Annotated in this window: 11 protein-coding genes; 4 read left to right on the plus strand and 7 right to left on the minus strand. The window is 37.7% G+C overall.

Translation table 11 applies throughout. The features are described 5' to 3' along the window. Positions 1-975 (minus strand): aminodeoxychorismate synthase component I, encoded by a 975-nt coding sequence (locus EWU23_RS00650; protein WP_166227787.1) that lies wholly within the window; start codon positions 973-975, stop codon positions 1-3. A gap of 6 nt (positions 976-981) precedes the next feature. After that, positions 982-3,618, minus strand: a complete 2,637-nt coding sequence (gene alaS, locus EWU23_RS00655; protein WP_166227789.1) for an alanine--tRNA ligase — start codon at positions 3,616-3,618, stop codon at positions 982-984. A 126-nt stretch (positions 3,619-3,744) separates the two neighbouring features. Here alaS and EWU23_RS00660 point away from each other — a divergent pair, with 126 nt between their 5' ends. Both EWU23_RS00660 and dprA read left to right on the plus strand, forming a co-directional pair. After that, positions 3,745-4,074, plus strand: a complete 330-nt coding sequence (locus tag EWU23_RS00660; protein ID WP_166227791.1) for a MerR family transcriptional regulator — start codon at positions 3,745-3,747, stop codon at positions 4,072-4,074. Between the two features lie 36 nt (positions 4,075-4,110). Then, positions 4,111-5,211, plus strand: a complete 1,101-nt coding sequence (dprA, locus tag EWU23_RS00665) for a DNA-processing protein DprA (protein ID WP_166227793.1) — start codon at positions 4,111-4,113, stop codon at positions 5,209-5,211. Between the two features lies 1 nt (position 5,212). Here dprA and pyrE read toward each other — a convergent pair whose 3' ends face one another. Further along, positions 5,213-5,851, minus strand: coding sequence for an orotate phosphoribosyltransferase (gene pyrE / locus EWU23_RS00670; RefSeq protein ID WP_166227795.1), 639 nt, complete (start codon positions 5,849-5,851; stop codon positions 5,213-5,215). A 100-nt stretch (positions 5,852-5,951) separates the two neighbouring features. On the opposite strand from pyrE, the gene EWU23_RS00675 reads away from it, so the two are divergent. After that, on the plus strand, positions 5,952-6,647 hold the full coding sequence (locus EWU23_RS00675) for an NUDIX hydrolase (protein WP_166227797.1): 696 nt from the start codon (positions 5,952-5,954) through the stop codon (positions 6,645-6,647). Here EWU23_RS00675 and coaD read toward each other — a convergent pair. Both coaD and EWU23_RS00685 read right to left on the minus strand, forming a co-directional pair. Then, the gene (gene coaD, locus EWU23_RS00680) at positions 6,617-7,087 is read right to left on the minus strand and encodes a pantetheine-phosphate adenylyltransferase (RefSeq protein ID WP_166227800.1); all 471 of its coding nucleotides are present in this window, start codon (positions 7,085-7,087) and stop codon (positions 6,617-6,619) included. The two genes, EWU23_RS00675 and coaD, sit on opposite strands and share 31 nt — an antisense overlap. After that, positions 7,077-7,787: a DUF3822 family protein gene (locus EWU23_RS00685; RefSeq protein ID WP_205753042.1), complete on the minus strand. Its 711-nt coding sequence runs from the start codon at positions 7,785-7,787 to the stop codon at positions 7,077-7,079. Before EWU23_RS00685 ends, coaD begins: the two co-directional genes overlap by 11 nt. Positions 7,788-7,905: 118 nt before the next feature. Here EWU23_RS00685 and EWU23_RS00690 point away from each other — a divergent pair, with 118 nt between their 5' ends. Then, positions 7,906-9,519 (plus strand): ABC-F family ATP-binding cassette domain-containing protein, encoded by a 1,614-nt coding sequence (locus tag EWU23_RS00690; protein WP_166228987.1) that lies wholly within the window; start codon positions 7,906-7,908, stop codon positions 9,517-9,519. Positions 9,520-9,673: 154 nt separating this feature from the next. On the opposite strand, the gene EWU23_RS00695 is transcribed toward EWU23_RS00690, so the two are convergent. After that, positions 9,674-11,065: a Gfo/Idh/MocA family protein gene (locus tag EWU23_RS00695; RefSeq protein WP_166227804.1), complete on the minus strand. Its 1,392-nt coding sequence runs from the start codon at positions 11,063-11,065 to the stop codon at positions 9,674-9,676. A 108-nt stretch (positions 11,066-11,173) separates the two neighbouring features. Then, the gene (locus tag EWU23_RS00700) at positions 11,174-12,796 is read right to left on the minus strand and encodes an NADP-dependent glyceraldehyde-3-phosphate dehydrogenase (protein WP_166227806.1); all 1,623 of its coding nucleotides are present in this window, start codon (positions 12,794-12,796) and stop codon (positions 11,174-11,176) included. Between the last annotated feature and the right edge of the window lie 58 nt (positions 12,797-12,854).

Consider the following 12,854-nt stretch of genomic DNA (forward strand, 5'->3'; position numbering starts at 1 on the left):
TTAAATAGGTAGATAAATTTTTTGAATTAATTCCAAATACTCTTTTTCAGGATCTGAGAACACGGTAATTCCGCCCCCACTTTTAAAAACTAGCTTTTGGTTAATTTGTTCTATAAATCTAATTAAAACTCCTGAATCTAAGGATGTTCCATCAAATTTACCCATTATTCCTGTGTAAAATCCTCGGTCATACCCCTCTGCTTTTTCAATAATATCCATCGTAGCTACTTTGGGTGCCCCTGTAATGGATCCCGCAGGTAACATGGCTTTTAAAATACTGCCAAATCTATTTTTTAAATGTGGCATCAATTCTCCAGAAATCAAGGATGACATTTGCCACAAATCTTGACTGTGAGTCTTTACCTCTTCAATGTATTGATATTTTTCAACTTGTATTGGGTAAGCGACACGACTGATGTCATTGCGTATTAAATCAACGATAGTAGCATGTTCTGCTTGTTCTTTAGCATCAATACGTAAATCTTCGGGATGGTTTTTTTCATTGATCGCTAAGGTGCCTTTCATGGGAAAAGCTTGTATTTTATTGTTTTCAATATGAATAAATGGTTCGGGAGAGAATACCACTACTTGGTCTTGAATAAGTAATTTGTATTTAGCCTTGGCATGACGATAAATATCCTCTAAACGTAGATTCGTTTGGATAGGGGTAGGAGAGGTTAAATTCACCAAGAAAGAATCGCCTCGCTTTAATCCTGCTTGAACTTGGTAAAATTTAGCTAGGTACTCTTTATAGCTTAATGGGAATTTCTCAAATTGAATTTCTTCTTGAAAGCTGGGGCTTTGGTAACTATTGAATTCCAATGAAATGCCCCAGTGTTTTGCCTCTTCTTCACTTCCCCACCAAACTTTTTCCCCTTTGTAATCACAAATAAATACAAAAGGGCGTCCCTCCATACCCCATTGATCCATGCCTACAGCAGCTTGATCTAAGGAGATAAAAGGGATGTCCTTCATGGAATTTTAAATGAATTGTTGAGCCGCTTTAATTACTTGTGGTATTCCTTGAGGATTTTGTCCTCCGGCAGTAGCCAAAAATGCTTGTCCACCTCCTCCACCTTGTACTTCTTTCGCCAATTCGCGTATGATTTTACCAGCATCTAATGATTTGGCAGCTACTAATTCTTTAGAAATAGCTAAGGCTAAGCTGGCTTTTCCATCCATTTCTGCCAACAATAAGCAAAACAAATTCTGATGTTCATTGCTCAAGTCAAAAGCTACATTTTTCAAGGCATCAGCATGAGGAACCTCTACTTGCTGGATGAGGTATAGTAATTCTCCTTTACCCAAAATTTGTTGGGTCAACTCACCTTTTAATAGCTTAATCTCGTTGGCTTGATACTGTGCAATCGTTTTTTGCAAGCTAGAATTTTGTTCGATGAGACTAGTCACGGCTTTAATAATGTCTTTAGGCGCTTTTAAAAGCTCATTAATCTGATCTAATTGATAGGCCTGATGGCTTAATAATTCAAACGCTTTTTGGGAAGTGACCGCCTCAATTCGTCTTACCCCCGTAGCCACTGAACTTTCAGATAAGATCTTGAATAAGGCAATTTCACCAGTGGAATTGACATGCGTACCCCCACAAAGTTCAACGGAATATGTAGGGTCAAAAGTAATCACACGGACAAAATCGCCGTATTTTTCACCGAATAAAGCCATGGCTCCTTTTTCTTTCGCTTGCGCTATGGGTACATTTCTTTCTTCTACTAACGGTATATTGGCTGCAATTTTGGCATTCACCATATCTTCTATTTGCTTCAATTCTTCCTCAGTCACTTTCTGGAAATGAGAGAAATCGAATCGTAACAATTGCTCATTAACTAAACTGCCTTTTTGCGCTACGTGCTTACCAAGAATTTGTTGTAAGGCGGCTTGCATTAAGTGCGTCGAACTATGATGGCTAGTAATGGCTTTTCTACGGCTTTCATCTATTTGTGCTACTACCTCTTCCTCTTGAGCAACCTCTTCAATGCTGGCATCTGTTGTCCAATGAACAATTAAATCATTTTCCTTTTTGGTATCTGTAATTTCAATACGTTTTCCTGATTTTTTGAAAAACAAAAATCCAGAATCACCTACTTGCCCTCCCGATTCGGCATAGAAAGGGGTACTTTCTAACACGATTTTATATTGGATTCCTGATTTATTTTGAACTTTTTGGTATTTAACTACTCGGGTTGTCCAGGTACTATGATCATATCCAACAAAAGAAACGTCATCACTATCAAACAGGTTAACCCAATCTTCTGCACTTGCTCCCGCATCCTTTCTTGAACGGCTCTTTTGAGCATTCAATGCTTGTTGGAATCCAGGCTCATCGATATCCATGCCTTTTTCACGGGCAATTAAAGCAGTTAAATCAACTGGAAAGCCATAGGTATCATTTAGTTCAAAGACATCTTCACCAGTTAAAATGCTGGTACCTTTGGCTTGGGTATCTTCCATTAATTTATCCAATCGCACTAATCCCGTGGAGAGCGTTCTTAAAAAAGAAACTTCTTCCTCATAAATTACCTTAGCCACAAAAGCTTCTTGTGAAATGAGTTCATCAAATACCCCCTTAAATTGTTGAGCTAAAAGTGGAATCAATTCATACATAAATGGCTCCTTGAAGCCTAAATACGTATATCCATAACGCACGGCACGACGTAAAATACGACGTATGACATATCCTGCTTTGGCATTGGATGGTAATTGTCCATCTGAAATAGAAAAGGCAATGGCCCGGATATGGTCAGCAATAACACGCATGGCTATGTCGGTCCATTTATCATGACCGTAAGCTATGCCACTTTTTTTAGCTAAATGTTGAATACTTCCTTGGAATACATCGGTATCATAATTGGATTGTTTACCCTGAATCGCCATGCAGAGACGCTCAAAACCCATACCGGTATCAACGTGTTTAGATGGGAGAGGAACCAAAGAACCATCTGCCATACGTTCAAACTGCATGAATACATTGTTCCAAATTTCAACGACCTGAGGATGGTCGGCATTAACCAATGATTTTCCAGGAATTCGATCCACTTCATCTTGATTTCTCAGGTCTATGTGGATTTCTGAACAAGGACCACAGGGGCCAGTCTCGCCCATTTCCCAGAAATTGTCCTTTTTATTGCCTAGAATGATTTTTTCTTCTCCGACAATAGCTTTCCAAATATCAAATGCTTCTTGATCAAAAGGAACACCATCTTTGGCATCTCCTTCAAACACGGAAACATATATACGCTCTTTAGGAAGTTGATAAACCTCGGTTAATAATTCCCATGACCAAGCCAATGCTTCTTTTTTGAAATAATCTCCAAAAGACCAGTTGCCCAACATTTCAAACATGGTATGGTGGTAGGTATCAAAACCTACATCCTCCAAGTCATTGTGTTTTCCAGAAACACGAAGGCATTTTTGAGTATCAGCGATTCGCTTGGAAGGAGGAGTACCATTTCCCAAGAAAAAATCCTTGAATTGGGCCATACCTGAATTATTGAATAATAAGGTAGGGTCATTTTTGGCTACCAATGGGGCAGATGGTACAATTAAATGTCCTTTCGATTGAAAAAAAGCTAAAAAATGCTGGCGGATCTCCGTTGAAGTCATTGGTTTAATATCGAAATTATGGGTAATTTTATTTCTTCCTGATTTTTCAAATCAAAGGAAGTGCAAAATTACGTGATTTTATTCGAATTCTTGATTTTGCTGTAGAACAAGGTTTTAATTTATTCGATGGAACAGTATAGTAAGCAGTATTATTCAATTTCTGAGGTTGCCGAGATTTTCAAGGTAAAAACATCTAAATTGAGGTATTGGGAAACCCAATTTCCTCATCTGATACCGAAACGTCGATCTAGTGGTATACGAAAATATACCCCGGAGGATATTCAAAAGATTAAAGTCCTCATTCAGTTGATCGATGAAAAAGGCTTAACCATTGAAGGAGCCAAGCAAGCCATCAACCATCGGGGAGAATCAAAAAATATCAATACTCCCTTAATTAATCAGTTAACTGAAATTCGACAGTTTTTACAAGGGCTACGCGAGGATTTAGGCGAATGATTTTTTTCTTTCGGGAAATGTTTCATTCATATCCCCATGGCGGAAGAAAAAGTATTTCAAATTGCCCTTAGTTTAGTTCCTCAAATTGGGATCGTCAATGCACGACGATTAATCTCCTACCTAGGTTCTGCCAAAGAAGTTTTTCAATCCACTATTTCCGCAATGCAGAAAGTCCCGCATATCGGACCTATGATTGCCCAAGAAATTAAGTCAAATCAGGTTCTGAAAGATGCGGAAAAGATCTATTCTGATTGTATCAAAGAGCAAATTCAGCTATTTTTTTATTTGGATGAAGGGTATCCCGAGCGATTAAAGCAATTGTACGATGCACCCTTATTGCTCTATTTTAAGGGGAAAGCTAATTTCCAACAGGAAAAAGTGATGGCTTTGGTAGGGACTAGAAAAGCTACGGAATATGGTCGGGATATAACCTATCAAATTGTTAAGGATTCAATCGATGATGAAGTGTTGTTTGTCAGTGGGTTAGCATATGGAATTGATATAGCCTTACATCAGGCTTGCATTGAATTGGATGTACCAACCATCGCTGTATTGGCTGGAGGCTTTCAACGAATTTATCCCTCCTTACATATTAAATATGCGCATCAAATGATGGAAATGGGGGGTATTTTATCGGAACATCCATTTCATCAAAAACCCGACCCTCGCTTTTTTCCATTACGAAACCGAATTATAGCTGGTATGGCGGATGCGACCATCGTCGTGGAAGCGGCAGAAAAAGGAGGAGCATTAATTACAGCTGAATATGCAAACAATTACCATCGCGATGTGTTTGCTGTTCCAGGTAATTTACAAAAAGTATTTTCAGAGGGATGTAATCGCTTGATTCTAAAAAACCTAGCTACCATATATACGGATTGGAATACCTGTAAAGAGCAGCTAAGTTGGCAATCCCATCCTGATAAAATAGTCAAAAATAAAAGCTTATTGTGGAGTCGACTGACGGAGGAGGAAAGTCAACTCTTAGCCTTATTGCACCAAGAAAAGGTATTGGCTTTGGATGAAATTGCTTGGAAATTGCAAAAAGGGGTCAATCAACTGGCAATGTTATTATTAAACTTGGAGTTTCAGGGTTTTATAAAAACATTGCCAGGCCACCGATATGGACTAAAATGACTTATTTACGCCATTCACTAGGGTTGATTCTCCAATCTTGTAATGTCATTAATTGGGTTTCTGTCACGTGATGTAGTTTTACCGCTTCGTCAATTAATACGTCGTAATTACTCAAAGTGATGCATGGGATTCCATGGTTTTTGAAGTTGTCTTCAGCTATTTGGAAACCATAAGTAAAGATGGCTACCATCCCTAAGACTTCGGCACCAGCTTCTTGTAAAGCCGTAGCAGCTTTTAAGGAACTACCGCCTGTGGAAATTAAATCTTCGATTAAAACCACTTTTTGGCCTTTTTCGATATGTCCTTCAATTTGATTACCCATGCCATGTTTTTTAGGCTCTGGTCGAACATAACAGAACGGAAGATCTAAATAATCGGCGACTAAAGCGCCTTGAGCAATACCGGCAGTCGCTACTCCTGCAATAATCTCCACATCTGAAAAATAAGCTTTAACAGCAGCGGATAAACAATTTTTAATGTAAGTTCTGACTTTAGGGTAGGAAAGAGATATTCGATTATCACAATAAATTGGAGAATTCCATCCAGAAGCCCATGTAAATGGTTGATCAGGTCTTAATTGGATAGCTTTTACGCTTAATAAGTGTTGGGCAACTTCTTGTGAAATGGTAAAATCAGGCATACGAATTTGTTTCAAAGATTATATATACAAAAATAGTTTATTCAAGTTATCTTTCATTATTTAATTCTATTTTTGCCAACTTAAATTCTGAATTCAATACATGATACTGTTTATTGACGACCGTCCGATTCGCATTTACAAGGAATCAAAAAAACATGCCATTCCTATGGGTGATGAATTTGAATTGGTGATTGATGCTCGCCTTCAGCCTGTACGTTTGGCGGATTTCAAAGGTCATACCTGTATTTTGAATTTGACTTTAGATCAAATGGAGAAACTAATTCATGGGCTTCATCAGAAATCGGGTGCTACTTTTGATTCGGTGTATATTTTAGTGCAAGATATTAAACCTTTTAAGCAACGGATTTTTGGCATGTATCACATGCTGGAAGCTGCAGGTGGGGTGGTACTTAATCCAGAGGATAAGGTGTTGTGGATGTTGCGCTTAGGCAAATGGGATTTGCCCAAAGGGAAATTAGAAAAAGGAGAGAAATTTAAAAAGGCAGCTGTGAGGGAAGTGGAGGAAGAATGCAATGTAAAAGCTGTTTTAGAGCAAAAACTTTGTACGACCTATCATACCTATACCCATAAAAACCAACGTATTTTAAAGAAAACGAAGTGGTATTTAATGAGTTCAATTGGGGACACTAAATTGATACCACAAAAAGAGGAGAATATTGAAAAAGTAGAGTGGCTAGGATCGGCTGCGATGAATAAAGCCATGACGAATACATATAGTTCGATACGTTATGTCATTCATCGTTTTCAATTGCTTTGTTCGTCTTCCAAATTATAAGGTAAATACTGGTTGATTGAGCTGCCATAGCGGTGTAAATCCCGAATAATGGTTGAGCTTATCGGAGCTAAGTGAGGAGATGTAATTAAGAATACCGTTTCTAACTCTTCATTGATATGTCTATTTACCTGAGAAATGGAGTTTTCGTATTCAAAATCAGTGGTATTTCTTAAACCCCTGATGATAAATCTAGCCCCAACTTCCCGGGCAACAGTAGCTGTTAAATTTTGATAAGTCACCACGCGAATGGGTTTTCCTTCAAATGTTTTTTCTATGGCTACTTTCATTTTTTCTAAAGAGAAATAGCGGGCCTTACTGGAATTGTGACCAATACCAATCACAATTTCATCAAATAGAGCTAGAGCTCTTAATACGATATCTTCATGGCCTTTGGTAAAAGGATCAAAAGAACCGGGAAAAAAAGCTGTTCTATGCTTCATGAGAAAAGATTGGGGTGTAAATCTTGAATGGAATTAATTCCTCAGCCCATTTAGTATCAACATCACCCAGCCAGTGTATGCTGGTTGAATTCCATTTTATTAAATAACTATCTCGGATGGAATGAATATAAAAAGCGAGCTCGGTGGCTTTAGAAAAAGGAAAAATATTGACTAAAGTCAATATTCCTGATTTCCGAAGAACGATGCAAGCTTGATGATGCTGGATGGATATACTTAATCCGTTTTCTTGAGATTGAGTAATTAGGGTTTCTAATTGATGTTGGTAGGTAATTTGGGACAAAGGAAACCAATAACTTAATAAATCCTTCCATTCGCTGGGTACTAAAAAAAGCAAATTGGCTGCTTCGGACAGGATTTTTTGTACATGAATTTCTTGACCTATTAATGCTTCTTCACCTAAGGCTTTTTCTAAAAAACCAATTCGGTATATGGGGCTATCGTATTTTTGAGGTATGAGTAAAAAATGTTGATGACAAAGGTGAGTATGTACATTTTCCACTGTAGCAGGTGAAATTCCCTTTTTCTCCCAAAAATCCTTTTGAATTTTAGAAGATTTGTTCCATTCAATATGGCCTTGGTGAACTCCATTGGCATCATTGAATTCCAATCCATCCTCATGTAAATACACATGTAGCGTGTTCATGGAGTCAATAGAAGTAGCATTATTCAAATTTTCCAAGGCAATTGCTGGGTATAGAGGTCGAAATTGCAAAAAAAATATGGGATAGGAATAAAAATATTCATTTTTTTCTAGGCTCAAAATGAGTAATTTTGCGCCTTATTTAATTAATTACGCTATGTTGCAGGTGTCTAATGTTTCCCTAAGATTTGGGAAGAGAGTGTTATTTGAAGAGGTAAATATTAAATTTACTGAAGGTAACTGTTATGGATTGATTGGCGCCAATGGTGCCGGTAAATCCACATTTTTAAAGATTCTTTCAGGTGAAATAGATTCTCAGACAGGAAGTGTCAGCATGAATCCTGGCGAGCGTATGTCGATTCTCAAGCAGAATCACTTTGAATTCGAAGAATTCGCTGTGCTACAAACTGTCATTATGGGTAATAAACGCCTGTATGACATTATGTTAGAAAAGGATGCCATCTATATGAAGGAGGACTTTACAGAAGCAGATGGAAACAAAGCGGCTGATTTAGAAGCAGAATTTGCCGAATTGAACGGATGGGAGGCAGAATCTGAAGCAGCCACCTTATTGAGTGGTTTGGGGATTAAAGAGGATATTCATTATTCCCTATTAAAAGATATCAATGGTTCTGAGAAAGTGAAGGTGCTGTTAGCTCAAGCTTTGTTTGGTAACCCTGATATATTATTACTAGATGAGCCAACTAACAACTTGGATATTGATTCCATCATGTGGTTGGAGGGTTATTTACAGAATTTTAAAAATACGGTGATTGTTGTTTCTCACGACCGTCACTTTTTGGATAATGTGTGTACGCACATTGCTGACCTTGATTTTGCTAAGATTCAGTTGTACGGAGGAACATATACTTTTTGGTATGAATCTTCTCAATTAGCTGCTAGACAGCGTACTGATCAAAATAAGAAAACGGATGAGAAACGTAAGGAGCTGGAAGAATTCATTCGTCGATTCTCAGCTAACGTAGCTAAATCTAAGCAAGCAACTGCACGTCAGAAAATGTTGGACAAATTGCAAGTAGAGGATATCAAACCTTCTTCTCGTAAATATCCTTTCATTAATTTTAAACCTGAACGTGAAGCTGGCGATCAGTTATTGAGTGTAGAAAATTTATCATATAAAACGGAAGAAGGCATTATGCTATTCTCCAATTTATCTTTTACTATTAATAAAGGAGATAAAGTAGCCTTTTTAGCGAAAGATTCTTTAGCTATCACGGCCTTATTTGATATTTTAATAGGAGAAAGAAAAGCAAGTGCTGGAGATTTTAAATGGGGAGTAACTACCACGCAAACCTATTTACCTAACGATAATGCCTCTTATTTTAAGGATGATTCTTTGAATTTAGTGGATTGGTTGCGCCAGTATTCTGCCGAAAAAGACGAAAGTTTTATTCGTGGATTTTTAGGAAGAATGTTGTTTTCGGGAGATGAAGCCTTGAAAAAATGTACCGTAATTTCTGGAGGAGAAAAGCAACGTTGTATGTTCTCTAGAATGATGCTATCGGGAGCCAATGTCTTATTATTTGATGAGCCTACTAATCACTTGGACTTAGAGTCAATTACAGCTTTGAACAATGGTCTGATTGAATTCCCAGGAACGATTTTATTTACTTGTCATGATCATCAATTGACCAATACTGTGGCTAATCGAGTAATTGAACTAGGTGCAAAATCTTGTTTGGATAAATTAATGACCTATGATGAGTTCATTACGGATAGTACCGTAAAATCACAGCGGGTTAATTTGTAAGGGGATCTTGTATTTATGCCAACTTAAAGATTTGTCAACTTAGGTTCGTCAACTTAGATTTGTCAACTTTTAAAAAGTTGACAAATCTTTAAGTTGGATAAATCTACCTATTTCATCAATATAACTGGCGCAATAATCTGATAATCAGTATCGATTACTTGGATTTTTTCACTTTCATATTCAATGCATCCCATTCTATGGGTTTGCCAATTTCAACGGAAGTATTACATAATACGGAAGGCCCAGCAGCTCTTAATCCAAAAGAGGCATCTTCAAACACAGTTTTTCCAGTTCTAATGGAATCAAAGAAATTGATAAAGTGGTCTAAACGGTCATCATAACCTTGAGGGGCATTGAATTCTATTTCATCTAGCACTTTCATTCTTCTGTCATCTGGACTATATTTTGCATTATAATCAGCTAACATAGCGTCTTGCATAGCTTTTGGGAAACTTTCTAAAGAATCATAACCTCCCATACTGGCTACTTTTGCCCGCTTAAAATGCTTGATTTTTATTCCCCGATTTTTGACTTCAATCACACCTTCTGTACCTATCAAACGAGTTCCTTCTCCTCCACCTGCACCATCAGCTAAATTTACTCGGGTCATGAATTGAAATGCATTATGATTCTCTGTTTTACCATAGGTCATAAAACCAGTCAATAAATCATAGGCATCACGTCCATCTTTCCAATAATTAAGGGCTCCTTGAGCATATATTCTTTCAGGTCCTAAGGAATTAGTTACAGTATGCAAACCTGTCACATTATGAACAAATAAATCACCAGCTACGCCGGTACCATAGGCTTTGTAATTTCTCCAACGGAAAAAACGTAGGGGGTCAAATGCCACTTTGGGTGCATCTCCTAGAAACATATCCCATGAAACTGTTTGTAAACTAGCGTCCGTTGGTACGGAATATTGCCATGCTCCATTGGCTGAATTTCTATCCGTATAGGCCTCTACATAGGTAATTTCACCAATGGTACCTTGTTGGTAATATTTACGCGCCTCCTGAAATACGACAGAGCTTGCTCTTTGAGAGCCTACCTGCAAGACCTTGCCACTGGCTTTTTGTGCAGCCACAACGGCTAAGCCTTCCTCTACATGGTGTACCATGGGTTTTTCACAGTACACATGTTTACCTGCTTTAAGGGCATCTATGGTGATATGATCATGCCAATGGTCACTTGTACATACTAAAACGGCATCAATATCTTTTCGGGCTAAAATCTCTTTGTAATTTCTGGTGACAAAAATATCTTTGCCCCATTTTTCCTGAGCTCGATCTAGTCTGCCTTGGTATAAATCGGCTACGGCCACTAATTCTACTCCAGGTACTTTTAGGGCAGTTGTGGCGTCATAATGACCAATGATACCAGATCCAATTAATCCTATTCGGATGGTATCGTTTGGACTAACTTTGATCTTTTCTAATATTTGAGGTAATGGTCTTTCATCCGCCCCAAGCAAAGGAATTCCTCCCAATAGGAGTGAGGTACCTGCACTGAGTGATTGAATAAATTGTCGTCTACTTTTTTCCATGGTCTTGTAGCTTTAGTGTTTTCCAAATTACAAATTATCTGGAAATAAAAAACCCTAATCTAACCTGCTAAGGAAAAATTAGGGTTCTATAAAATATTCGAAACCTACTTATAGAATAAATCGAGTCGATAAGAAATTAGATTGTTGATTTTCAACAATCTGATTCACAATATCCTTATTCGCTTGTGTAGCTTTGGTAGCTACTACTGTACGAATAGAGAATGAACGCAAAGCTGCCGTTACTGAGAGTGTACCTTCAGCCGAATCTTTACGACCTGTAAATGGGAATGAATCTGGACCACGCTGACATTGTGCGTTGATATTGACACGTGATACTTGATTCACCGTTGCATCAATCAAGGCTGAAATTTGATTTGGATCTGTTCCAAATATAGCCACTTGCTGTCCATGTGATGATTCATGAATATAATCAATTGGTACATTGATATCATCAAATGGAACCACTGGAACCACGGGTCCAAACTGCTCTTCTGACCAAACTTTCATCTTCTTATTTACTGGATACAATAAAGCTGGAAAGAATAAAGATTTGGCATTTTCTCCACCATGTTTATTCAATACTTTGGCTCCATGTAATTTAGCATCTTCGATCAATTCCTTCAAATAGGCCGGTTTATTCGGTTCGGGAAGTGGAGTAATTTGTACACCGGGATCCCACACCATTCCAACTTTGATAGCTTCTATCTTTTCTGCTAATCCTTTATTGAATGCATCAGCCAAACTACTATGTACAAAGATGATTTTGATCGCGGTACAACGTTGACCATTGAATGATAAAGAACCTAATAAACATTCATTAATCGCATTATCCAATTGTGCACTTTCCGTCACAATCGCTGCATTTTTGGCATCTAAACCTAAAATAGCACGCAAACGATTCACTTTTGGGTGCATTTTCTTTAATTTATCAGCCACTTTGGATGAACCAATCAAGGTTAACACATCAATTTTACCCGATTCCATCAATTGTGGAATAATGGAATTTCCACGACCATACAAGGTATTAATAACACCAGCTGGGAAAGATTCTCTAAATGCTTCTAATAATGGGTAGTGCAATAAAGTACCGTGTTTCGGTGGTTTGAATAAAACCGTATTACCCATAATTAATGCTGGGATTAAGGTGGTAAAGGTTTCGTTCAATGGATAGTTAAAAGGTCCCATACATAATACTACTCCTAAAGGCGAACGACGAACCTGTCCAATGATACCTTCTTCAATCAAAAATGTCGAAGAATTTCTATCAATATCTTTTAATGCTCCAATCGTATCATAAATGTACTGAACAGTTCTGTCAAATTCTTTTTGCGAATCAGTTAATGATTTTCCGATTTCCCACATCAATAATTTAACCACCTCATCACGTTTCAAAATCATCTTTTGTGTGAATTTTTCTACACATTCAATGCGTTTGTCAACCGACATGGAGGGCCATTCTCCACGACCATTGGAATAGGCTTTTACACCAGCATAGAGAACCTCCATGGCATCAGTAGCATCTGTAATAGGATATGATCCAATGCGCTTAGGTTCAAAACCTTTTTCTGATTTGATATAAATGGGAGACCAAACATCCTGAGTTTTGCCTTTCCATTGGCGCATCTCTCCATTCACTAAATATTCTCTTTGTTCGATCGGTTTGACCAAATCATATTCTTTCGGAATTTCTCCTTCTTTTGGAAACAGTTTTTCTAATTCACTCGATTGCATAGGTTGTATTTTTATGGTCGCAAATTTCAGCTATTTGAACAATTCAAAGAATTTATGG

This window comes from Aquirufa beregesia, from assembly GCF_011090385.1.
In the GTDB taxonomy this organism is placed as follows: Bacteria; Bacteroidota; Bacteroidia; order Cytophagales; family Spirosomataceae; genus Aquirufa; species Aquirufa beregesia.

What these genes read in the sequence shown, in the direction of transcription:
- dprA (WP_166227793.1), top strand. Translation starts at nt 4,111, where the DNA reads ATGGCGGAAGAAAAAGTATTTCAAATTGCCCTTAGTTTAGTTCCTCAA.
- EWU23_RS00700 (WP_166227806.1), bottom strand. Translation starts at nt 12,796, where the DNA reads ATGCAATCGAGTGAATTAGAAAAACTGTTTCCAAAAGAAGGAGAAATT.
- EWU23_RS00690 (WP_166228987.1), top strand. Translation starts at nt 7,906, where the DNA reads ATGTTGCAGGTGTCTAATGTTTCCCTAAGATTTGGGAAGAGAGTGTTA.
- EWU23_RS00660 (WP_166227791.1), top strand. Translation starts at nt 3,745, where the DNA reads ATGGAACAGTATAGTAAGCAGTATTATTCAATTTCTGAGGTTGCCGAG.
- alaS (WP_166227789.1), bottom strand. Translation starts at nt 3,618, where the DNA reads ATGACTTCAACGGAGATCCGCCAGCATTTTTTAGCTTTTTTTCAATCG.
- pyrE (WP_166227795.1), bottom strand. Translation starts at nt 5,851, where the DNA reads ATGCCTGATTTTACCATTTCACAAGAAGTTGCCCAACACTTATTAAGC.
- EWU23_RS00695 (WP_166227804.1), bottom strand. Translation starts at nt 11,065, where the DNA reads ATGGAAAAAAGTAGACGACAATTTATTCAATCACTCAGTGCAGGTACC.
- EWU23_RS00675 (WP_166227797.1), top strand. Translation starts at nt 5,952, where the DNA reads ATGATACTGTTTATTGACGACCGTCCGATTCGCATTTACAAGGAATCA.
- coaD (WP_166227800.1), bottom strand. Translation starts at nt 7,087, where the DNA reads ATGAAGCATAGAACAGCTTTTTTTCCCGGTTCTTTTGATCCTTTTACC.
- EWU23_RS00650 (WP_166227787.1), bottom strand. Translation starts at nt 975, where the DNA reads ATGAAGGACATCCCTTTTATCTCCTTAGATCAAGCTGCTGTAGGCATG.